This is a genomic window from Glycomyces algeriensis (assembly GCF_027622855.1).
In the GTDB taxonomy this organism is placed as follows: Bacteria; Actinomycetota; Actinomycetes; order Mycobacteriales; family Micromonosporaceae; genus Glycomyces; species Glycomyces algeriensis.
In genome coordinates this window covers 15,862-37,468 of the sequence record NZ_JAPZVR010000022.1, presented here as the reverse complement: position 1 = coordinate 37,468, position 21,607 = coordinate 15,862, and the positions used below count along the sequence as shown (strand labels likewise).

Below are 21,607 nucleotides of genomic sequence, written 5' to 3'. Positions count from 1 at the left end.
GTCGAATGGAGGAGGTCCGAAACAGGCGCCTCCGTCCTTCGGTGGTGATACAGGACGGCATCAGTCGCATAAGCTGTCGACGTGACAACACCCATGCTGGCAGGTGACCGCGGCCTGACGGCCGCCGAGGTGGCCGAACGCGTCGAGGCCGGAGCCGTCAACGAGGCCAAGCGCCACACCAGTCGACCGCTCTCCGCCATTCTCCGCGCCAACTTCTTCACACCGCTCAACGCCGTCATCGCCGTGCTCGCCGCGATCGCGATCGGCTTCACCGCGATGGAGGAGGGCCTGTTCGAAGGCCTGAAGCAGGGGCTCTTCGCCGGCGTCATCATCGCCAACATCGCGATCGGCACGATCCAGGAGCTGCGCGCCAAGCGCACCCTCGACAAGCTCTCGCTGATGAACCGCTCGAACGCGAAGGTCCTGCGCGACGGCGAGATCCAGGAGATCGAGCCGAACCGGATCGTCCGCGACGACCTCGTCTACGTCGAACCGGGCGACCGGATCGTCGTCGACGGCCCCGTCGTCGAGTCCCGCAACCTCGAGATCGACGAGTCGCTGCTCACCGGCGAGGCCGACCCGGTTGCCAAGACCCCCGGCGACGAGGTCCGCTCCGGCTCCTTCGCCGTCGCCGGCACCGGCCTCTTCCGGGCCGAGCAGATCGGCGCGGACTCCTACGCCGCCAAGCTCGTCGAGGAGGCCAGCAAGTTCACCCTGGCCCGCTCCGAGCTGCGCGAGGGCATCAACCGCTTCATCAAGCTCATCAACTGGCTCATCGTCCCGATCGCGCTGCTGCTCATCGTCAGCCAGCTCGCCGACGCCGCCAACTGGCGCGAGATCATCGTCCGCACCGTCGCCGGCATCGTGCCGATGATCCCCGAGGGCCTGGTGCTCCTCACCTCCGTCGCGTTCGCCGTCGGCGTCATCCGCCTCGGCACCCGCCACGTCCTCGTCCAGGAACTGCCCGCCATCGAGGGCCTCGCCCGCACCGACGTGCTGTGCCTGGACAAGACCGGCACCCTCACCGAGGGCGGCATGGACGTCGACGAGATCCGCCCCATCAACGGCACCGACGCCACCGGCGTCGACACCGCGCTCGCCGCCCTGGCCGCCGCCGACGACAGCCCCAACCCGACCATGCAGGCCGTCGCCGAGTACCTGCGCGAACGCGAGGTCGGCAACCCGAACTGGCGCGTCATCGACGTCATGCCGTTCTCCTCCGCCCGCAAGTGGAGCGGCACCCGCTTCACCGACAACGGCACCTGGCTCCTCGGCGCGCCCGACATCCTCCTCGACCAGGGCGACCCCGTCGCCCTCGAAGCGGACATGCTCGCCGCCCAGGGCCTGCGCGTGCTCGCCCTCGTCACCGCCGAGTCCGCCTCCACCACCGGCGGGGTCAGCGGCGTCAAGGCCCAGGCCCTCGTGGTCCTGCGCCAGCGCCTGCGCGAGACCGCCGCGGCCACCCTGGCCTACTTCAAGGAGCAGGGCGTCAAGGTCAAGATCATCTCCGGCGACTCCCCCGCCGCGGTCGGCGCGGTCGCGGCGCAGCTGGGCGTGGACGGCGCGGCCGACACGGTCGACGCGCGCCGCCTCCCGGAGGACCCGGAGGAGCTCGCGGACCTGCTCGAGCGGGCCACGATCTTCGGCCGGGTGAAGCCGCACCAGAAGCAGGCGTTCGTGAAGGCCCTCCAGTCGCGCGGGCACACCGTGGCGATGACCGGCGACGGCGTGAACGACGTGCTGGCGCTCAAGGACGCCGACCTCGGCATCGCGATGGGCTCGGGTTCGGCGGCGGCGCGCTCGGTCGCGCAGGTGGTGCTGCTCGACGACGAGTTCGCGACGCTGCCGCACGTGGTGGACGAGGGCCGGCGGGTGCTCGGCAACATCGGGCGGGTCTCGAACCTGTTCCTGACGAAGACGGTCTACGCGATCGCTTTGGCGCTGTTCGTCGCGGTGGGCGCGATCTCGGCGTGGGCCACGGGGAACGACGCGCTGCCGTACCCGTTCCTGCCGATCCACCAGTCGCTCATCAACCTGTTCACGATCGGGCTGCCGGCGTTCTTCCTGGCGCTCGCGCCCACGTTCGAGCGGGCGCGGCCGAACTTCGTGCGGCGGGTGCTCAAGTTCGCGATCCCGGCCGGGATCTGCTGCGCGGTGCCCACGTTCATCGTGTACCTGCTGTCGCTGGCGCACGACGGCACCGATTCGCAGCTGCCGCAGACCACGGCGGCGATCACGCTGTTCTGCCTGGCGCTGACGGCGCTGGCGATCGTGGCGAAGCCGTACGTGTGGTGGAAGGTCGTCCTGGTGGGGGGCTGCGCGGCGGCGTTCGTGACGGTGATCGCGGTGCCGCCGCTCGCGGCGTTCTACGAGCTGGAGCTGCCGGGTGTGTGGAACACCACAGCGGCGGCGATCGCGGTGGGCTCGGGTGTGGCGGCGCTGCTGTTCTGGCTGGTCGTGCGGCCCAAGCACCTCAAGGACTAGCAAGGCTCCGGCCCCCGCTACATCGGATGTAGCGGGGGCCGTGGCGTGCGCGTAGCGCCTTCTGGATGAGAGCAACTGAGCAGACCATCCAGGAGGCGGACATGTCGCAGCGCGACCTCGCGATCCGAGCCGAAGGGCTCGTCAAGCACTTCAAAGACGTCAAGGCGGTCGACGGCGTGGACCTCGAGGTCCCGGCCGGCACGGTCTACGGCGTGCTCGGCCCGAACGGGGCCGGCAAGACCACCACGGTTCGGATGCTGGCCACCCTGCTGCGTCCGGACGCCGGCAATGCGACCGTGTTCGGCCGCGATCTGATCTCGGACGCCGCTTCGGTGCGGTCCCAGGTGAGCCTCACCGGGCAGTACGCGTCGCTGGACGAGGACCTGACCGGGTTGGAGAACCTGGTGCTGCTGTCGCGGTTGTACGGCTACGGGAAGCCGGCGGCGCGGTCGCGCGCCGCGGACCTGCTGGAGGCGTTCGGGTTGACCGCCGCGGGCGGCAAGCTGGTGAAGGCGTACTCGGGCGGTATGCGCCGGCGTCTGGACATCGCCGCGTCGATCATCGTGACGCCGAAGCTCCTGTTCCTGGACGAGCCGACGACGGGCCTGGACCCGCGCAGCCGCAACCAGGTGTGGGACGTGGTCCGGACGATCGTCGGCGAGGGCACCACGGTGCTGCTGACGACCCAGTACCTGGAGGAGGCCGACCAGTTGGCGAGCCGCATCGCGGTCATCGACACCGGCAAGGTCATCGCCGAGGGCACGCCGGGCCAGCTGAAGTCCTCGGTGGGCGCGGGTTCGATCCGGGTGCGGCTGCACCACGCCGACCAGCGCGAGCACGCGCAGAAGGTGCTCACCGAGGCACTGGCCGGGGAAGTCGCGTTCGACGACGACCCGGTGGCGCTCACCGCGCGCCTGGCCCCCGGCCAGGACACCGCCGAGCAGGGCTCGCACGCCCTCGGCGAGCTCGCCCGCGCCGGCATCCTCGTGGACGACTTCTCGCTCGGCCAGCCGAGCCTCGACGAGGTCTTCCTCTCGCTGACGAACAAAGTCGACGCCTAACCCCTACGGACTTTCAGGAAGGAACTCGCAATGACTGTCACGCAACCCAACACGAAGTCCGATGTCGACGCTCCGGCACCGGTCGAGAAGGAACACCTGCGCAGGCTCCTGGCCACCGGCGAGCGGCCGGCGGCGCCGAGCGCGTTCGCCTCGGCGCGGGCGTTCGCCTGGCGCTCGATGCTGAAGATCAAGCACGTGCCCGAGCAGGCGTTCGACATCCTGCTGTTCCCGATCATGATGCTGCTGATGTTCACGTACCTGTTCGGCGGCGCGATCGCCGGCGGCACTGGTGACTACCTGCAGTTCCTGCTGCCGGGCATCATGGTGATGAGCATCGTGATGACCACGATGTACACGGGCATGAGCGTGAACATCGACATCAACAAGGGCGTCTCGGACCGGTTCCGGACGCTGCCGATCTGGCGGGCCGCGCCGATGGTCGGGTACCTGCTGGCGGACGTGTTCCGTTACGCCGCAGCGGGAGCGGTCATGTTCGGCACGGGCCTGATCATGGGCTACCGGCCCGACGGCGGCGCGGTCGGCGTGCTGCTGGGCGTGGGGCTGCTGCTGCTGTTCTGCTTCGCGTTCTCGTGGCTGTGGACCTGGCTGGGCCTGATCACGCGGTCGGAGAAGACCGTCATGTCGATCTCGATGTCGATCATGTTCCCGATGACGTTCCTGTCGAACATCATGGTGGACCCGTCGACGATGCCCGGCTGGCTGCAGCCGATCGTCGAGAACACGCCGATCAGCCAGCTGGTCGACGGCGTGCGGGGCCTGTTCGACGGCAACGTGGACTCCGCTTCGGTGGTCACGACGCTGATCTGGTCGGCCGGTTTCATCGCGGTCTTCGGGTTCCTGACGATCAGGGCCTACAACCGCAAGTAAGAGCTTCATTCGAACAACACCCGGCCCCGTCCGCGTTCACAGCTCCCAGTGGGGCGCTTCGGTTTCGGGCCGGTAGACGCAGGCCGAGCCGGTGGCGACGGCGGCGCTCAAGTGGCGGGCCAGCGCGGGGTGGACGGCCTCGATCTTCTTGAGGGTGTTGCGGATGCGGTTGGTGACGCTCTTGCGGGCGCGTTCGGCGTTGTCGCCGAGGCGGCGGGAGCGGCCGCCGAGGCCGGTGGCGGCTTTGAGCTGCTCGATGAGGGCCTGGCGTTCGGCGTCGAGGCGGGCGGCTCGGGCGTCGTCGCCGAGTGCTGCGGCGGTGTCGATCTGCTCGTCGAGGGTCTCGAGGTGGTCGCGGTAGCGGGCGCGGGCTTCGGCGTCGAGGAGGTCGTCGCCGCCGAGGCGGGCGTCGGCCGTGACCGCTTCGCCGCCTTCGAGGTCGTTCAGGGGCACTGCCAAGAGGTCGACGGCGCTGACTTCGACGCCAGGCCGCTGCAGGAGCCGGTGCAGGTCGGCGAGGCCTTTGGTGTGCGGGAGGTGGACGCCGCGGCCTTCGTAGCGGAGCGTCCAGGTGGAGCCGTCGCGGCGGAAGACCGCGCCGGTGGCGGCCGCGGTGCGGCGCTCGGGTTCCGGTGCGGGGGCGGCGATTTCGGCGAGGGCGCTGCGGGCGGCCTCGGCCCAGGGCGGGGCGTCGAGCCGCTCGGCCTGCTCGATCGCGGCGGCGAAGTGCGCTGTGGCGCGGGCGTGGTCGCCGGAGGCGGCGGCGAGTACGCCGAGCCAGTGGCTGATGGGGCCGTGGACGCTGCTGCCCCATAGGGCGACGAGCCATTCGCCTTCGTGGGGTTCGAGCCGTTCGCGCAGTGCCGCGATGGCTTCGGTGTCGCCTTCGGCGGCGGCGAGTTCGACCTCGAAGCGCAGGCGCAGGGAGACCCAGGCGTCGTGCGGGTCGGCCTCGCCGTCGAGGCGGGCCTTGACCCGGTGGGCCTCGTCGAGGTCGCCGCGGCGCACGGCGCTCAGGCCGGTGAGCAGGTCTGAGTGCCATACCCCGAAGTGGGTCCGCCACGAGTCGGGAGCCGGCTCGGGCGCTTCGCCGCGCGCGAACGCGAGCTCCCAGCGGAGGTGGCGCATCATGTGGTCGTTCATGGGGTCGTCGCCGGCGACGGCGTAGGCCTTGTCGATGCGTTCGGCGGCGGAGTCCCAGCGGCCCTGCACGATGTCGATGACGGCGTGGTCGATGTCGGCCCCGCTGTGCCAGCGCTCGGAGTCGCTGTTCTCGGCGAGGGCGCAGAAGAGGTCGACCTGGGAGCGGAAGGCGGGGTCGCCCTGCTCGAGCATCGCGACCCAGCGCAGGGAGGCGGCGAACAGGCGCATGTCGACGTCGCCGGTGCGGCGGGTGATCTCGTCGAGCTCTTCGACGATGACCTGGCGGGCGGCGGCGGTGCCCGGGCCCCAGTCGACCGAGTGCGTGGCCCACAGGCCGAAGGCGACCTCCTCGTCGTCGCCGGTCTGCCTGGCGGCCATGAGGAACTCGTAGTTGAGCTGCCGGGTCAGGCCGTCGTGGTCGAGGGCGGGGTCGGGGCGCTTCCCGGCGAGCGCCTCGTACGCGTCGGCCTTCAGGCGGCACAGGGCGTCCACGCGTTCGTTCTGGGGCAGTTCGATGGCGGCGCGGGCGAGCAGCATCGGGTCGCCGGAGTCGCGGGCCTCGAGGACGGCCTGGTCGTAGAGCTTCCAGGACTCCTCTTCGCGCTGGAGCCATTTGACGGTGCCGGCCAGTTCGAGGCGGAGGAGGATCCTGCGCCGCACCATCGCGGGGGTGCAGCGTTCGAGGGCGCGGCGGAAGTACTTCTCGGCGCCGGGGGCGCTGAGGCAGCCGCGGGACTCGGTGGCGGCCCGCTCGAGGAACTCGACGGCGATCACGGGGTCGAGGTCGTCTCCGGCGAGCCAGGCGTGGTGGGCGATCTCGGTGGAGAGCATGAGCTTCTGCAGCGACTCGTCGGCGACGAGGGCGCGCACGATGCACCCGTGGTGGTGGGCGGCCTCGTCACTGGTCATCGTGTTGTAGAGGGTCTCGCGCACGAGGTCGTGGACGAACACGTACCGGTCGGACTCGCGGCGCACGAGCCGGGTCTGGCAGGCGGCGTCGAGCGCGGACTCGATCCGGTGGAGGTCGAGCCCGGAGGCCTGGGACATGACGCCGGCGTGGAACTCGCGACCGCCGACCGAGGCGAGGGTGAGCATCCTGACGAGGGGTTCGGGGAGCTGGTCGATGCGGCGCTGGAGCGCGTCGCGCATCCCGGCGGTGGTGGCGTCGACGCGCTGCCCGGAGGCCCACAGTTGCGCGGTCTGCTCAACGAAGAACGGGTTGCCGCCGGTGCGGCGGGTGATCTCGGCGACAGTGTCGGCGTCGGGCGCGTCGCCGACGGTGGTGCGGCAGAGTTCGGCGACGCCGTGCTCGTCGAGCCCTTCGAGGCTGATCATGGTCGCCTTGGCGACGAGCGGCAGCATCCGGGCCCGCAGGCGGTGGCCGGGGTCGATCTCGGAGTCGCGGTAGGTGGCCACGAACAGGACGCGCTCGAACCAGGTGTGCTGGGAGGCGAACTTGAGCAGTTCGAGGCTGCCGGGGTCGGCGAAGTGGAGGTCGTCGAGGACGACGAGAACCGGGCCGCGCTGGGAGGCGCTGATCAGGATCTGGGTGACGGCGTCGTAGAGCTCGAACTGGGCGGGCGCGGAGCCGTCGCCCAGGCCGAGGAGGGCGGCGACGGGCGGCGCGGGGTGGAGTTCCTGCCAGGTCTCGTCGCCGAGCTGGGCGCGGAGCGAGCGCAGGACCTGGACCCAGAGCCAGTGGTCGGGGACGGCCTCGGACTCCCAGGAGGTGGCGAAGGCGACGGTGAGCTCGCCGCGGAAGGCGGCGGCGATGTCGGTGACGAGCGTGGACTTGCCGATGCCCGCCTCGCCGGTGACGAGCGCGAGCCCGCCGTGGCTGTGGACGGTGCGTTGGACGGCCGAGCGGAGGGCCGCCGCCGGATGGTCGCGGCCGATCAGGATGGTCACTCGACCAGTGTGGCCGAAGGGTCCGACATGTGCCATGGGGTTCTGGTCCTAGGACCTCCGCCGGGGGTCCGCGGTGGATTGTCGACTTTCGGACGATGTACCTCATGTTTCGGCATTGCTCCAGGTCAACTCCGGTGAAGTCGGCTTACTCGTGCGACAGGGGTGCGGTTTGTTTTCAGCGAAGCCAAGCGTTGGTCACGATGAGTCCTTAAAGTGCTACGGAAAGTAGACATCTCGGTGTCGAAGGGCGGCCGAGTCGCCCCCACCGGCGGTTCGCACGGACCGCGCCTGAGCCGGGAAAGCCGACGATCAAACGGGAGCAATCCTCATGGCATTGTCCATGTTCAACAGAGAACACACCGAAGCCGAGACCGAATCCACCAAGGGGACCTGGCGTGCCGTCGTGGTCGGGGCCGCCGTCCCGCTCGCGATGCTCGCGGCCGCACCGGCCGTCAGCGCGGCCGAGGTCGAAACTCACGCGGTCGAGACTCACGCCGTCGGGACTCACGCGGTCCAGACCGTCAACGGCGAGCAGCTGCCGCCGCTGCCGGTCGACCCGCCTCCGGGACTGCCCGACCCGACGGCGCTGGCGAAACTGCCCGACCTGCTCAAATGCGTCACCGACCTGCTGGCCGCGCTGCCGGCCGACGCGCCGGCCGCGCCGGCGCCGCCGGTCGAGGGCTCGGAGCAGCTGCCGCCGCCGCCGGCACCGGCCCCCGGCGGCGACGCGCCGCTGCCGGACATCGCCGCGCTGACCACGCAGTGCCAGGACGCCCTGGCGAAACTGCCGCCGCCGCCGGTCGCACCGCCGGTCGCCGAGTAGGACTCGCCGCGACGAACGAGGGCCCGCGGCTTCCAGCCGCGGGCCCTTCGCCGTGTCTTCGTTACCGCGCCAGCCGCTACTTCAGCCGCTGCGCGGCGTCGTTGATCGCGTCGTCGGTGGCGGTGAGGGACAGGCGCACGTGCTGCCCGCCCTTGGCGCCGTAGAACTCCCCCGCCGCGGCGAGGATGCCGCGGTCGGCGAGCCACTGCACGGTGTCCCAGCAGTCCTCGCCGCGCGTGGCCCAGAGGTACAGGCCCGCGGTCGAGTGGTCGATGCGGAAGCCGGCGGCCTCGACCGCGCCGCGCAGGACGCTGCGCCGGTGCCCGTAGCGGGCGCGCTGCTCGATCGCGTGCGACTCGTCGTGCAGGGCCGCGATGGTGGCCTGCTGGACGGCCCACGGGACCATGAACCCCGAGTGGCGGCGGATCTCCAGGAGGTCCGCGATGAGCCCGGGGTCCCCGGCGAGGAACGCGGAGCGGTATCCGGCCAGGTTCGAGCGCTTCGAAAGCGAGTGCGCCGCAAGGAGACCCGTGAGGTCCCCGTCGTTCACGCGCGGGTCGAGGACCGACACGGGCGGCTGCTCGTCGTCCCAGCCGAGCGTCAGGTAGCACTCGTCGCTGGCGAGCACCACGCCGCTGTCCCGGGCCCAGCGGACCAGGTCGCGCAGGTGCTCGACGGAGGCGACCTCACCGGTCGGGTTGGTCGGGTAGTTGATCCACGCCAGGCGCAGGCGCGAGCCCGCGGCGTCGCGCGGGTCCGCCACCGGCACCGCGTCCGCTTTCGCGAGGATCGCGCCGATCTCGTACGTCGGGTAGGCGATCTCGGGATAGGCCACGGCTTCGCCGGGGCCGACGCCGAGCTGCAGCGGCAGGTTCGCGACCAGCTCCTTGGAACCCACGGTCGGCAGGACCGCGACGTCCTCGGCCACACCCGTGTGCCGGTGGAGCCACGAGCGCATCGCCTCGCGGAGCGCCGCCGGGCCGGCCACCGTCGGGTAGCCGGGCCGGGCGGATGCGTCGATGAGCGCCTGCCGGATCGACTCGGGCACCTCGTCCACGGGGGCGCCGACCGTGAGGTCGACCATCCCGCCGGGATGGGCCGCCGCGCGCTCCTGATACGGGGCCATGCGGTCCCATGGGAAGCGCGGCAGCCGCCTGGCCGGGGAGGCGCTGTGAAGACGGCGCAGCGCCATCGCGGCTACTCCTCTTTCGCGGGCAGCGCGACCACGAACGGGACGTCGCTGTCGATCTTGCCGACCTTGGAGGCGCCGCCGGGGCTGCCGATCTCGTCGAAGAAGTCGACTTCGGCCTTGGTGTACGGGGCCCACTCCTCGGGGACGTCGTCCTCGTAGAAGATCGCCTCGACCGGGCACACCGGCTCGCATGCACCGCAGTCGACGCACTCGTCAGGGTGGATGTAGAGCTTACGGTTGCCTTCGTAGATGCAGTCGACAGGGCATTCTTCAATGCAGGCCTTGTCGAGGAGGTCCACGCACGGCTCGGCGATTACGTAAGTCACGAGTCGTCCTTCCTACAGCGCGCAATCGGGCGGACTGCGCTGAGATGAGCCTAGAGCCTATTTCCATGTATAGACCCGAAGGCAGGGGGTGCGCCAGATGCTGGGACCAGAGCACGTCGGTCGGCGAGTGGCGGTTCGGATCAGGTTGGCCAACCCCGAACCGGGTCGCCGGTTCACGGATGTCACCGGTGAGCTTATCGAGATGGGCCCGGCGTTCTGGCGCGTGCTGCCCGACAGTGTGGCGCATTCCGGGACGGCGGTCACGATCGACGCGTCCGCGGTCGTCGCGGCACGGGCGATACCGCCCAAGCCGACCCCGTTCTCCGAGATCCTCGAACTGGAACGGCACCTCGCCGCCACCTGGCCCGCGCCGGAGACCGCCGAGCTCGGCGGCTGGCTCCTGCGGTACGCCGAGGGCTTCTCGCGGCGCGCGAACTCGGTCCTGGCGCTGACCGCGCCGCCCGGCGGGACCGACGCGGCGCTCGCGGCGGTCGGCGACTGGTACGAAGCGCGCGGCGCGCGGCCGCTCATCGCCCTGCCGGGGGGCGTGGGAAAGCGGCTCGACGACGAACTGGCGGCGCGCGGCTGGGAGGCCGAGGGCCGCACCGCGGTGATGACGAAACGCCTCGACGGCGCCTCTCAAGACAGCACCGCGTACGACGGCGAGGCCGTGGTCGTGGACGCGCCGGGTGCGGCACTGCTGGAGCAGGTCGGGCGCGGGGCCCCCGCGGTCGCGGCGCGGATCTTCGGATCGGGGCCCGGCCGGGGCTACGCGGAGATCCACCGCGGCGGCGAACTCGCCGCCCGGGGCCGGGGCGCGGTCGAAGGCGACCTCGTGGCGATCACGAACATCGGCACCCTGCCGGCGTTCCGGCGCCAGGGCCTCGGCACCGAGATCCTCCGCGCACTGGAGGCCTGGGGACACGGCAATGGAGCGCGGCGGGCCGCGCTCCAGGTCGAGGCCGACAACGAGGCCGCGATCGCCATGTACGAGCGGCTCGGCTACGCCGAGCGCTACCGGTACCAGTACCGGGCTCGCAGCTAGGCGGCCTTCGGGTTCGCCTTGCGCTCCCAGGCGATACGGGTGGCCTTGAGCTCGCGGCCGTACATGTCGACGCCGAGCGCCATCACGATGAGGAAGCCGACCCAGCCCGAGAGGGCCAGCAGCGCGAAGTAGATGAGGGTCTGCGAGAAGACCCCGTCGAGCGTCGGGTAGTCGACGCGGGCGATGAGCGGGTTCACCAGGACGGTGAACAGGGTGACGACCACGAAGATCGGCAGGAGCTCGCCGGTGATCTCCTGGCGGCGGCGGCGCACGCCCCACCAGATCCCGGCCGCGATCGCGACGGCGGCCATCGCGCCGAACGTGAAGACGCCCACGAGGTCGCCGACCGCGGTGCCCTCGCCCCATTTGGTGGAGGCGAACCGGCCGGCCAGGTTGGCGAGGATCAGGCCGAGGCCGAAGCCGTAGATCGAGGGCCAGTGCGGCATCAGGAGGCGGCTGAGGAGGGTCACGGTCGGGACTCCTTCGTAGCGGTAGGGGTGGCCTGCGCCGCGACCGGGGGGCCGGCGACGGGTCGGGCGGCCTTGGCGTTCGGCCTGGGTCGAAAATACTGCCACAGCGCGAGGGCGATCCCGGCGGTCCCCGCCAGGAGCAGCATGTAGCCGTTGAAGCCGCTGGTGATCACCAGCGAGCCGGCCTCCGTGGGGGCGGAGGCGGCGAGGACCACCGCGAACCAGGCGAGGGCGGTGAGCAGCACGGACCAGCGTCCGCCGGTCCAGTACACGGCCAGCGCCGCCAGGCGCCAGTTCGCGACGAACGCGATCGCCCCGGCGATCGGGACCGCGATCCCGCCGATGTAGTACGGCACGAGGAAGGATTCGAGGACGGCCGCGAGCACGGCCGCGGCGGTGACGACCACCGCGCCGCCGACCCGGATCACCGTCTCGAGGCCCTTCTTACGCACGGTCGCGATCCTACGGCAGGAAGCGAAGGGGCGGAACGGCAGCGCGGGGCGCACGCGGAGGCGCGGCAGCGATGCGCGCTCGGGCGCCGCCCTCGGCGGCGCCGGGCGCTTTCGGCGATGTCCGCCCGAAGACCGTCCACTAGCCCCCACCCACCACTAGAGGGGAAGATACTGCCCAGCGTGGCGCACGGGTCCGACAGCAACCGGCCCGCGCGGCGCTCGTGTCACCCGAACGTGTCGCGCCGCCCGGTCCGGGCGACGCGCCCGGGGTCTGCGGAAGTCCTTGCAGATCAACCGATCCGGGACAATCACCTCATGACCACTGTACGAGAGACAACTGCCACGAAACGCCGACGCTTCCGACAGCTGTTTCCCGAACGGTCCGACTACCTCCACCTCGGCCGCCACTGGCACACCGACCTCCTCGCGGGCCTCACCGTCGCGGTCGTCGCGCTGCCGCTGGCGCTCGGCTTCGGGATCGCCTCGGGGCTCGGCGCGTTCGCCGGGCTCATCACCTCGATCCTCGCCGGGGTGATCGCCGCCTTGCTGGGCGGCTCGAACCTGCAGGTCACCGGCCCGACGGGCACGATGGCCGTGGTCCTGGTGCCGCTCGCGGCCACGCACAGCCACGCGGGCGTGATGCTCGTGGGCATCATGGCCGGGCTCATGCTCGTCGCACTCGCGCTCACCGGCGCGGGCCGCTACGCGCGCTACGTGCCGGTGCCCGTGGTCGAGGGGTTCACCGCCGGGGTAGCGATCGTGATCGCGGTGCAGCAGCTGCCGCCCGCGCTCGGGCTGCCCGCGCAGAACGCGCACATCCTCAGCGGCGCTTGGGAATCGGCGCGCCTGTTCGCGGCCGACCCGAACTGGGCCCCGCCCGCGGTCGCGTTCGGCGTGGCCGCCGCGATCCTGCTCGGCTCGCGCCTGCACTCGCAGATCCCGACGCCGCTGCTCGCGGTCGTCGTCGCCACCGTCGCCACCTGGTGGGCCGCGGCCGACGTCGCGATCATCGGGTCGCTGCCGCGCACGATCCCGGCTCCGGAGGCGGACTTCCTCGACTTCGCGGAGATGCCCGAGCTCGTGGCGGCGGCGGTCGCGATCTGCGCCCTGTGCGCGCTCGAATCGCTCCTGTCGGCCACGGTGGCCGACAACATGACCGTGGACCAGCACCACAACCCCGACCGGGAGCTGTTCGGCCAGGGGGTGGCGAACCTGGTGACGCCGTTCTTCGGCGGCATGCCGTCCTCGGGCGCGCTGGCGCGCACCGCGGTGAACGTGCGGTCGGGCGCCGCGGGGCGGCTCGCGTCGCTGACACACGCGATCGTGCTGGCGCTCATGATGCTCGCGCTCGCGCCCCTGGTGGCGCACGTGCCGCTCGCGGCGCTCGCGGGCGTGCTCATCGCGACCTCGATCCGGATGATCGAGGTCGGCTCGCTGCTGGCGCTGGCGCGGTCGACGCGCGCGGACGCGGCCGTCATGTGGCTGACCCTCGTGGCGACTGTGGCGCTCAACCTGGTGTGGGCGGTGGCGGTGGGCATCGCGCTCGCGGGGCTGCTGGCGCTGGGGCGGATCTCGCGGTCGGTGTCGGTCGAGGAGGAGCCGATCGAGCACGAGGACCACCACGACGAGGAGGCGGCGCTGCTCCACGAGCACATCGTGGCGTACCGGCTCGAGGGCCCGCTGTTCTTCGCGGCGGCGCACCGGTTCCTGCTGCAGCTCCTGGACGTCGCCGACGTGCGGGTGGTGGTGCTGCGCATGAGCCGGGTGTCCACGATGGACGCTTCGGGGGCGACGGTGCTCGCGGACGCGATCAAGCGCCTGGAGCACCGCGGCATAGCGGTCTACCTCTCCGGTCTCGAACCGGTGCACGCCAAACCGCTTGCGGCCCTGGGCATCCTGGAACCGCTCTACCAGCAGGGGCGGCTGTTCGAGCACACCAGCGAGGCGATCGCCGCCGCCCGCCAGCGCCTCAAGGCCGACGGGCTCCTAGAGCAGCTCGAAGCGGAGGCTGCCGCTGAAGTCGAAGCGGAGCGCCCATAGCCGGTCGGGCCGGCCGAGGTGGGTGCTGGTCTCGACGTCCTCGATGCGCACGGTCTCGGGGTCCACGCCGTGGAGGACGAGGGTGCCGCGCTCGCCGGTCCAGGTGGCGCGGTCGCCCTCGGTCTCGGGCCGGATGCGGCTGACGAAGGACTCGACGAGTTCGGGGCCGGCGTCGAAGAGCTCGATGCCGTTCTCGGTCCAGGTGAACTTGCGCAGGAGCGCGCCGTCGCCGTAGGCGTCGATGTAGGCGTCCACGCCGTCGTCGGTGTAGACGAGTTCGGCGCGGGAGTCCTCGCCGACCTGCTGCTCGGCCCCTTCGACGGTGGGGACGGAGTGCCAGGCGGCGGAGGGGTGGACCTGCTCGTACCGCTCGTCGCCGAAGTAGGCGGCGGTGTACTCGCCGGCGCCGGGGTCGCACAGGAGCTGCTCGCCGTCCGCGGCGATGATGAACGACCCGAGGTCGAGGTGGTTGTGCGGCTCCTGGTTGTAGCCGCCCTTGACCGCGAGCGACCACATGCGGCGGCCGAGCTGGCGGCGCTCGACGTACCAGCCGACGTCGGCGAGGAGGGTGCGGCCGGGCGCGATCTCCCCGCCGAGCTCGCGGCCCCATTCGAGGGTGCGGGTGAGGTGGGCCCAGCGGGCGCAGTAGTCGTCGGCGAAGGTGGGCGCGTGCTCGATCGCGGGGAGCGGGACGCCGAGCCGGTCGGCGAGGCGGGCGAGGAGCCCGGGAGGGAGCGACGGGTTGTCCTGGGCGTCGCCGAAGGTCGCGAAGGAGCGCGGGTAGAGCTGGACGTTCGCGGGGAAGGAGGCGATGGCCTCGGTCCCGGCGAGGAGGTCCTCGCCGGTGGCGTCGCGCCAGGCCTCGGCGAAGTAGGTGAAGTAGCCGAAGCCGTAGACCCAGTAGTCGATGCCTTCGACGCAGCCGCCGTCGGGCCCGAATGAGAACAGGTAGGCCTGGAGGGCGGGCAGGACGCGGCCGCGGATGACGTCCGTGTCGTAGCCGAGGGCGAGGGCGGCCATCCCGGCGGCGCCGGCGCACACGGCGGTCCAGTTGGAGAACCGCTCCTCCCACCAGAACGCGTCCTCGGAACCGAAGAACGGGTCGAGGACGCGGCGGCGGATCTCGGCCTCGACGCGCTCGGGGTCCTTCACGTCCTCGCGCAGGCGCAGGATCTCGGCGAGGGCCCCGGCGGTCTCGCAGGCGAAGAGGTCGACGCAGACGGCCGGGTCGCCGTCGTCCCAGTGGGCCGGCAGGGCCCAGGAGCGCTCGTCGCAGATGTCTGCGATCAGGGCGGAGAGGACGGCGCCGTCACCGACGAGGGCGAGGGCCGCGAGGTGGCGGCGGCGGGCGAAGTACTGGTTCTCGAACGGCAGGCGGCGGCCCGACTCGGCGTAGTCGTCGGCGAGGTCCGGGTCGAAGGCGGGCACGGGAAGCGCGGCGATCTCGCGCAGCTCTTCGAGCAGTGCGGAACGGAGAGGGTCAGTCATGGCGCGGCCATTCCGGTTCGGGGAAGCGAGCGTAGCGAGCGGCTGAATGCGGCGGGCGCGCAGCGCCCTCGTTGTCGGGTGGCGGGCGGGCGACGGGTAGGCGCGTAAGGGCGTGGGGCTGTCATTGACCGTCGCCTTTCCAAAGCGGGGGTGGATCCAAGGCGGGGGTTCCTGCCGGGCTCAACGGTAACGCGGGCGCGCTTTCCGTCATAGACTCCCTCGTATGCGCATCGGTGAGCTGTCGGAGCGGACGGGGGTCCCGGCCGCCACCATCAAGTACTACCTGCGGGAGCACCTGCTCCAGGCCGGGGAGCACGGCGAGGGCAACACCGTCGAGTACGGTCCGGCCCACGTGCACCGGCTGACGCTCATCCGCGCCCTCTCCGAGACCGCCGGGCTCTCGGTCGCGCAGATCGGCGAAGTCCTCACCGTGCTTGGGCGCCATCCGGAGTCGGCGTTCCAGGCGCTCGGCGCGACCCTCGCGGCGACCCACCGGGACCCGAAGTTCTCGCTCGCGAGCGAGGGCACGACCGAGGCGGCCGAGCGCACCGTGGACCAGCTGCTCCACGAGTACGGCTGGGCCGAGGTGGCCCCGCCGAACTACCGGGACGCGCTGGTCACCGCGCTGAGCGCCTTCTACCGCTTGGGAAACCCCGATCCGCAGGAAGTGCTCGGGCACTACGCCGACGCGGCGGCGGCGCTGGCGTCGGCGGACATGGAGGCGATCGCGGAGGCGACCCGGATCGAGGGCGTGAACGTGGAGCAGGCGGTGGTGGCCACGGTGCTGGGCGAGACGGTGTTCGCGGCGCTGCGGCGCATCGCGCACGTCGCGGCCTCGGCCAAGACGCAGGCCGGGCAGGGTCCCTGAGGTCCGGCCCCGCCGGGCGATCCGGTCCCGCCGACCCGACGCGCGAACGGCGGCACGTGCGGCGCTTCGGGTCCCACCATGTCCTCCCCGCCGACCCGACGCGCGAACGGCGGGCTGCTTCTGCCCGGCCCCTGCCGGACACTGGCCGCTGAGAGGCTCGGTTCGTGCTCGGCCCATGCCGGACACTCCGGCCGCTGAGCGGCTCGGTTCGTGCTCGGCCCCGATTCGAATCCGTTTACCGCCTCGCGCAGGGGCCTCGGCCCGGTCCTCGGGCACAATGGGTCCGTGAACCCGTCCGAGGCCGAACGGCCTGCCTTGCGCATCGACCGCGATCCCGACCGGCCGAACCTGCTGCACCTCGTCGCCGACGGCGTCGTCCAGGCCACGGTCGACCTCGACGATCCGTCCTATCTGGACGCCGAGTACATGCAGCGGATCGCGTACGTCATCGACGCGATGGCCGAGCCGAAGCAGCCGCTGCGGGTGCTGCACCTGGGTGCGGGCGGCCTCGCGATGGCCCGCTACGTGGCCGCCACGCGGCCCGGCTCGTACCAGCAGGCGGTCGAGACGAACCAGGAGCTGGTCGCGCTCGTGCGGGCCGAGGCGCCGCTGCCGCGCGGCGTGAAGGTGAAGATCCGGCACACCGACGCGCGCGAAGCGGTCGAGGCCGCGCCCGACGCGAGCTACGAGCTCATCGTGACCGACGTGTACGCGGGCGCCCGCGTGCCCGCGCACGTGACGAGCACCGAGTTCCTGCACGGCGCGCGGCGGGTGCTGCGCGCCGGCGGGCACTACGCGGTGAACCTGTGCGACGGCGGCCAGATGAAGTTCCTCAAGCCGGCGCTCGCGGCGATGGGCGCGGTGTGGCCGCACACGGCGGTCATGGCCGAGCCCGCGGTGCTGCGGGGCCGGCGGTTCGGGAACGTGGTCGCGGTGGCGGCCGACGTGGAGCTGCCGATCGCGGCCCTGCGCCGCCGCTGCGCGGGCGCGGCCTTCCCGTGCCGGGTGCTCGAGGGCACCGAGCTGAAGGAGTACATCGGCGGCGCTCCCCCGGTCACCGACGCGACCGCGATCCAGTCCCCGCCGCCCCCGCGCTCGCTCCGCAGCTTCTGACCGCCGCATACCTCGCAACCCCCGAGAACGCGGGCAGCCGGGTCGACAAGGTCCCCGCGGCGGCTGGGGACCCAGCCGAGCTCCGCTTGCGGGATGCGCGACCGTCGGTTCGCGGGACCCTTCGAACGCCGCGCGGCCGAAGCCGGAGCGGCCCCGCAGATGCGCCGCAACTCGCGCCATCGCCGCCCGGACCACTGACCCCTCACCCGTTCGGGCAATAAACCCGCTGGATAGTGGCCCTGTCTCCCAGTGCGTCCTCACTGTCCGTTACTGGACTGTGGAGCGACTCACAGAGGGCTTGGCGATTCGGGTCACCATGTATTAGCGTCGGCGCCTGTTCCGGTCGGGTCCTCAGGGCTCCCCCAGAGACCCACCCGTCCGGACCGCCGAGCCGCGCTCGCATGACGTCCGTTCCTCCCGGTCTTGGACGAAACACCGATGCGCGGGCCGGGGACCCAGCCGTGCCGCGTCCCCCAGCTCTTCGCAAGCAGAGTCACGTGGCACACGGGGTGAATCCCGCTGCAGCACTGCCGCAGCGGGTAGGGCGCACTTCCCTGCCCGAACCCGACAGCTAACCCGGTAGGCGGCCGAGGAAGAAAGGCCACCTTGTGGCTCACGCCTGCTCTGATCACGAAGCACGTTCACGAACTAGCGCCATCCTTCGCCGCGTCGCCGCCTACACGGGCGTCACCCTCGCCACCGTCGGGCTCGTGACGGCATTCGCCGGCACGCACGCCGACGCGGCCGACATCGACTACACCTCCGCGTCCGCCGCCGAGATCGAGGACCACCTCGCCGATCTCGAGACCGAGCGCGACGCCGCCGCCGCCGACCTCGCGGACCTCCAGACCCAGCTCGACGCGGCGAAGGCCGTCATCGAAGCCGCAGCGGCCGAGTACGGCACCTCCAACGCGCAGCTCACCGTCGTCACCGCCGCGGTCGAATCCGCCGACGACGACCTCGACGCGAAGGTCTCCAGCCTGGTGGCCTACGCGCAGCAGCAGACGGACAAGTTCGAGGAGGCGCAGGACGCCTCCGAGTCCGCCAAGGAGCTCGCGGCCGGCATCGAGACCGAGCAGCAGGAGATCGCCGACCTCGACAAGCAGATCGGCAAGGCCGAGAAGTCCCTCGACGCGGCCGAGGCCGAAGAAGCCGAAGCCGCTGCCGCCGCAGAGGCCGAAGCCGAGGCTGAAGCGTCCAGCGAGGCGACCTCCAGCGCCGACTCCGAGTCCGACTCGGCGACCGCGTCCTACAGCGCCGACGCCGCCACCGCGGCCGTCCAGTTCGCCAGGGACCAGCTCGGCGAGTCGTACGTGTTCGGCGCCGCCGGCCCCGACACCTGGGACTGCTCGGGCCTGATCGCGGGCGCCTACGGCGTCTCGGACATCTCGCTGACCCACTCGACCTGGACCATGTGGGACGAGACCAGCGGCATCGACCGCGGCGACCTGCAACCGGGCGACCTCGTCTTCTACAACGGCCAGAACCACGTCGCCATGTACATCGGCGACGGCCAGGTCATCCACGCGCCCAAGCCGGGCGACGTCGTGAAGATCTCGGACCTCGACATGGGCATGTCCATCGACGGGTACCGCCGGGTCTGACCCCGAACGGCACCAACGGGCGTGGGGGGGGGCCCCCCGCGGGGGGGGGGCCCCCCGCGGGGGGGGGCCCCCCCACACAGAGGGGCGGGTAACCGGGCCCCCCCCCCGGGCCATGCCCTGGGCGGGGGCCGGGGGGGGGGCCCCCCCCCCCCCCCCCCGGGGGGGGCCCCCCCCCCCCCGGGCGGCGGCCCACGCCCGTTCGTGCCGTCCCGCATCAATCATTTGCGCATAACCCGATCATTCTGCTCGTGACCTGCGGGAACGATCGAGTGTCGTACCCATATGGGAGTGTGGTCCTTTTCGGTTGGTCGGAGGCGGATGCGGGTGGGAAGGGGCATGCCCTATGTCGCCGCGCCGGGCACGACGAGCCCCGCGGCCGCCGCCACCGCAGCCCCGGCCGGACCCCGGGCCCGATTCCGACCCCGCGTACGACGGGAGGGCCGGGGCTTTCGCCCCGGCCCTCCCGCTATCGGTCCTAGTGCTTACGCAGTCAAGCCGCTTCGGCCATGACCTGGTCGTTGGCCAGCTCCTTGAGGCGGGCCAGCGCCTGGATCTCGAGTTGGCGGATGCGCTCGCGCGACAGGTGGAACCGGTGCGCGACCTCCGTGAGCGAGTGCTCGCGGCCGTCCTCGAGCCCGTAGCGGGCCTTGACGATCCCCGCCGAGCGCTCGTCGAGGTGATTCAGCATCATCTCGATGCGCTGGCGTTCCATGCCGGCGAGGACGACGTCCTCGGGGCTGGGCTCGTCGGAGTCGGCGACCAGGTCGCCGAGGTTGGTGTCGCCGTCGTCGCCGATCGGCGTGTCCAGCGAGACGGTGTCCTGGCTCCAGCGGATGAGCTCCCGGACCCGTTCGACGGTGACGCCGAGTGCGGCGGCCACCTGCTCGGGTTCGGGGTCGCCGCCGAGCTCACGGGTGAGCTGGCGGGTGACGTTGCGCATCCGGTTGACGTCCTCGACCAGGTGCACCGGCAGGCGCACGGTGCGCTCCTGCTGGGCGATCGCCCGGCTGATGGCCTGGCGGATCCACCACGTGGCGTAGGTCGAGAACTTGAAGCCGCGCTGGTAGTCGAATTTCTCGACGGCGCGGACCAGGCCCGTGTTGCCCTCCTGGATCAGGTCGAGCATCGGCATCCCGGAACGGACGTAGCGGCGGGCGATCGAGACGACCAACCGCAGGTTCGCCTTGATGAACTGCTCTTTCGCCTTCGCTCCGTCTTCGATCAGGCGCTTCAGGTCCTTCTCGGTGGCGTCGCCGAAGGTCTCCCCCTCGCCGAGCAGGTGCTTCGCGAACAGACCGGCTTCGACAGCCTTCGCCAAGTCGACCTCGGCGGCGGCGTCAAGCAGCGGCGTCTTCGAGATCTCATGCAGGTAGACACCCACAAGGTCTCGTTCCTCAGCGACCTCTTCGGTGGTGAGGGTGGGTGTTGTCGTTTGCTCCACGCTCAAGGTCTCCTCCAGCTTCCTCGTCCCCCGACACCGCGTGAACGGTGTACCAGTTACAACGACCGCTTCGTTGCGTGGAATTCCGTGCCCCGGTGTTCGATGTGCCACGGTTACGGAATCGATGCGATTCAGTGGCCCTAAGGCCTTCGCACCGTTTCGGGTACCCGTTTTCATCGGCTAAGCTCGGTTCACGGCTTCCATCTCTGAGACGGGGGCGCGTCGCGCTCATGATGCCTCTGAGATGGAGATCACCTCACCTCGGCAGAGGCCTGATGACCCGAGTCCTGGTCACGGTATCGTCTCCGGCTTGCTTCATCGCAAACCTTCAATCTCTAGGGGTACACGCGCCCTACCTTGAAAAAGTTGAGAGATCATCTTTTTGCGGCCCTAATCACTGCGATCCGGGCCGCAAAGGCGGCGACGCTCTGATACCCGCACCATAGCGGACGGTAGCGGTGACGAGCAACACTTTTCCCAGGCGTTGATGTCCGATTCCGAACACCTCTCGTTCTTCCGATTTTCCTCCTTCCACGGCCCTCGAGGGGCCGCTTCCGGCAGCGTGCCTCGTAGATCACCATCCGTGCCCCTTGCGCGTAGAGTTGGGCCGGTGACTGAAGAACGCCTAGTGTGGGTCGACTGCGAAATGACCGGCCTCGACCCGGAGACCGAAGCCCTCATCGAGATCGCCGTACTCGTCACCGAGCCCGACCTCACCCCTTTGGACACCGGACTCGACATCGTCATAGCCTGCGACGAGTCGACACTGGAGAACATGGGCGCGTTCGTCGCCGACATGCACGCCAAGTCCGGGCTCACCGACGAAGTGCGGGCCTCGCCGGTCTCGCTCGCCGAAGCCGAGGACACGGTCCTCGAGTACATCAAGCAGCACGTACCCGAAGCGCGCACGGCCCCGTTGTGCGGCAACTCGATCGCCACGGACCGCACCTTCATCACCAAGTACATGCCGCGCCTGGACGACCACCTGCACTACCGGATGATCGACGTCTCCTCCATCAAGGAGCTCGCCCGGCGCTGGTACCCGCGCGTCTACTACAACCAGCCGCCCAAGGGCCTCGCCCACCGCGCGCTCGCCGACATCCTGGAGAGCGTGCAGGAGCTCGAGTACTACCGGCGCACCCTGTTCGTGCCGCTGCCCGGCCCGAGCAGCGACGAGGCCAAGGCCGCTGCCGCGAGCACCGCCCGGGACGCCGCTGAGACGGCCGACACCGAACCCCGTTGACAGGAGCACTGGAAGCTT

17 protein-coding genes and 1 riboswitch are annotated in these 21,607 nt (G+C 71.0%); of the genes, 10 read left to right on the top strand and 7 right to left on the bottom strand.

Going from position 1 to position 21,607, the window contains the following annotated elements:
- Nucleotides 1–81: 81 nt before the first annotated feature.
- The 3 genes from O2L52_RS23545 to O2L52_RS23535 all read left to right on the top strand — a co-directional run bounded on the left by O2L52_RS23545 (nucleotide 82) and on the right by O2L52_RS23535 (nucleotide 4,433).
- Nucleotides 82–2,484, top strand: a complete 2,403-nt coding sequence (locus O2L52_RS23545; protein ID WP_270118580.1) for an HAD-IC family P-type ATPase — start codon at nucleotides 82–84, stop codon at nucleotides 2,482–2,484.
- Nucleotides 2,485–2,585: 101 nt separating this feature from the next.
- On the top strand, nucleotides 2,586–3,545 hold the full coding sequence (locus O2L52_RS23540; RefSeq protein ID WP_344473214.1) for an ATP-binding cassette domain-containing protein: 960 nt from the start codon (nucleotides 2,586–2,588) through the stop codon (nucleotides 3,543–3,545).
- Between the two features lie 30 nt (nucleotides 3,546–3,575).
- Complete coding sequence (locus O2L52_RS23535; protein WP_270118576.1) at nucleotides 3,576–4,433, top strand: ABC transporter permease; 858 nt, start codon at nucleotides 3,576–3,578, stop codon at nucleotides 4,431–4,433.
- Nucleotides 4,434–4,469: 36 nt separating this feature from the next.
- Here O2L52_RS23535 and O2L52_RS23530 read toward each other — a convergent pair whose 3' ends face one another.
- Complete coding sequence (locus O2L52_RS23530; RefSeq protein WP_270118575.1) at nucleotides 4,470–7,484, bottom strand: ATP-binding protein; 3,015 nt, start codon at nucleotides 7,482–7,484, stop codon at nucleotides 4,470–4,472.
- A 340-nt stretch (nucleotides 7,485–7,824) separates the two neighbouring features.
- Here O2L52_RS23530 and O2L52_RS23525 point away from each other — a divergent pair, with 340 nt between their 5' ends.
- Complete coding sequence (locus tag O2L52_RS23525; RefSeq protein WP_270118573.1) at nucleotides 7,825–8,307, top strand: hypothetical protein; 483 nt, start codon at nucleotides 7,825–7,827, stop codon at nucleotides 8,305–8,307.
- 76 nt (nucleotides 8,308–8,383) lie between these two features.
- Here the strand turns inward: O2L52_RS23525 and dapC are convergent, their stop codons facing one another.
- Together dapC and fdxA are read right to left on the bottom strand one after the other, a co-directional pair.
- On the bottom strand, nucleotides 8,384–9,499 hold the full coding sequence (gene dapC, locus O2L52_RS23520; RefSeq protein WP_270118570.1) for a succinyldiaminopimelate transaminase: 1,116 nt from the start codon (nucleotides 9,497–9,499) through the stop codon (nucleotides 8,384–8,386).
- A 5-nt stretch (nucleotides 9,500–9,504) separates the two neighbouring features.
- Nucleotides 9,505–9,825 carry a ferredoxin gene (gene fdxA / locus O2L52_RS23515; protein ID WP_270118568.1) on the bottom strand — a complete coding sequence of 107 codons (321 nt, stop codon included), beginning with the start codon at nucleotides 9,823–9,825 and terminating at the stop codon, nucleotides 9,505–9,507.
- A gap of 97 nt (nucleotides 9,826–9,922) precedes the next feature.
- On the opposite strand from fdxA, the gene O2L52_RS23510 reads away from it, so the two are divergent.
- Nucleotides 9,923–10,870, top strand: a complete 948-nt coding sequence (locus O2L52_RS23510; RefSeq protein WP_425554159.1) for a GNAT family N-acetyltransferase — start codon at nucleotides 9,923–9,925, stop codon at nucleotides 10,868–10,870.
- Here O2L52_RS23510 and O2L52_RS23505 read toward each other — a convergent pair.
- Together O2L52_RS23505 and O2L52_RS23500 are read right to left on the bottom strand one after the other, a co-directional pair.
- Nucleotides 10,867–11,340: a hypothetical protein gene (locus O2L52_RS23505; RefSeq protein WP_270118564.1), complete on the bottom strand. Its 474-nt coding sequence runs from the start codon at nucleotides 11,338–11,340 to the stop codon at nucleotides 10,867–10,869. The genes O2L52_RS23510 and O2L52_RS23505 overlap by 4 nt on opposite strands.
- Nucleotides 11,337–11,792 carry a hypothetical protein gene (locus tag O2L52_RS23500; RefSeq protein ID WP_270118562.1) on the bottom strand — a complete coding sequence of 152 codons (456 nt, stop codon included), beginning with the start codon at nucleotides 11,790–11,792 and terminating at the stop codon, nucleotides 11,337–11,339. The genes O2L52_RS23505 and O2L52_RS23500 overlap by 4 nt, the downstream gene beginning before the upstream one ends.
- 315 nt (nucleotides 11,793–12,107) lie before the next feature.
- Here O2L52_RS23500 and O2L52_RS23495 point away from each other — a divergent pair, with 315 nt between their 5' ends.
- Nucleotides 12,108–13,832, top strand: a complete 1,725-nt coding sequence (locus O2L52_RS23495) for a SulP family inorganic anion transporter (protein WP_270118561.1) — start codon at nucleotides 12,108–12,110, stop codon at nucleotides 13,830–13,832.
- On the opposite strand, the gene O2L52_RS23490 is transcribed toward O2L52_RS23495, so the two are convergent.
- A complete protein-coding gene (locus O2L52_RS23490; RefSeq protein ID WP_270118559.1) occupies nucleotides 13,779–15,320 on the bottom strand; it encodes a heparinase II/III domain-containing protein in 1,542 nt (513 codons plus the stop codon). The genes O2L52_RS23495 and O2L52_RS23490 overlap by 54 nt on opposite strands.
- Nucleotides 15,321–15,543: 223 nt before the next feature.
- On the opposite strand from O2L52_RS23490, the gene O2L52_RS23485 reads away from it, so the two are divergent.
- The 3 genes from O2L52_RS23485 to O2L52_RS23475 all read left to right on the top strand — a co-directional run bounded on the left by O2L52_RS23485 (nucleotide 15,544) and on the right by O2L52_RS23475 (nucleotide 18,905).
- Nucleotides 15,544–16,188 (top strand): MerR family transcriptional regulator, encoded by a 645-nt coding sequence (locus O2L52_RS23485; RefSeq protein WP_270118557.1) that lies wholly within the window; start codon nucleotides 15,544–15,546, stop codon nucleotides 16,186–16,188.
- Between the two features lie 285 nt (nucleotides 16,189–16,473).
- The gene (locus O2L52_RS23480) at nucleotides 16,474–17,301 is read left to right on the top strand and encodes a spermidine synthase (protein WP_270118555.1); all 828 of its coding nucleotides are present in this window, start codon (nucleotides 16,474–16,476) and stop codon (nucleotides 17,299–17,301) included.
- Between the two features lie 423 nt (nucleotides 17,302–17,724).
- Nucleotides 17,725–17,902: riboswitch (cyclic di-AMP (ydaO/yuaA leader) on the top strand.
- 109 nt (nucleotides 17,903–18,011) lie between these two features.
- Nucleotides 18,012–18,905, top strand: coding sequence for a C40 family peptidase (locus O2L52_RS23475; RefSeq protein ID WP_270118554.1), 894 nt, complete (start codon nucleotides 18,012–18,014; stop codon nucleotides 18,903–18,905).
- 490 nt (nucleotides 18,906–19,395) lie between these two features.
- On the opposite strand, the gene O2L52_RS23470 is transcribed toward O2L52_RS23475, so the two are convergent.
- Nucleotides 19,396–20,352: a sigma-70 family RNA polymerase sigma factor gene (locus tag O2L52_RS23470; protein WP_344473172.1), complete on the bottom strand. Its 957-nt coding sequence runs from the start codon at nucleotides 20,350–20,352 to the stop codon at nucleotides 19,396–19,398.
- A gap of 604 nt (nucleotides 20,353–20,956) precedes the next feature.
- Here O2L52_RS23470 and orn point away from each other — a divergent pair.
- Nucleotides 20,957–21,589, top strand: coding sequence for an oligoribonuclease (orn, locus tag O2L52_RS23465; protein WP_270118551.1), 633 nt, complete (start codon nucleotides 20,957–20,959; stop codon nucleotides 21,587–21,589).
- Nucleotides 21,590–21,607 lie beyond the last annotated feature (18 nt).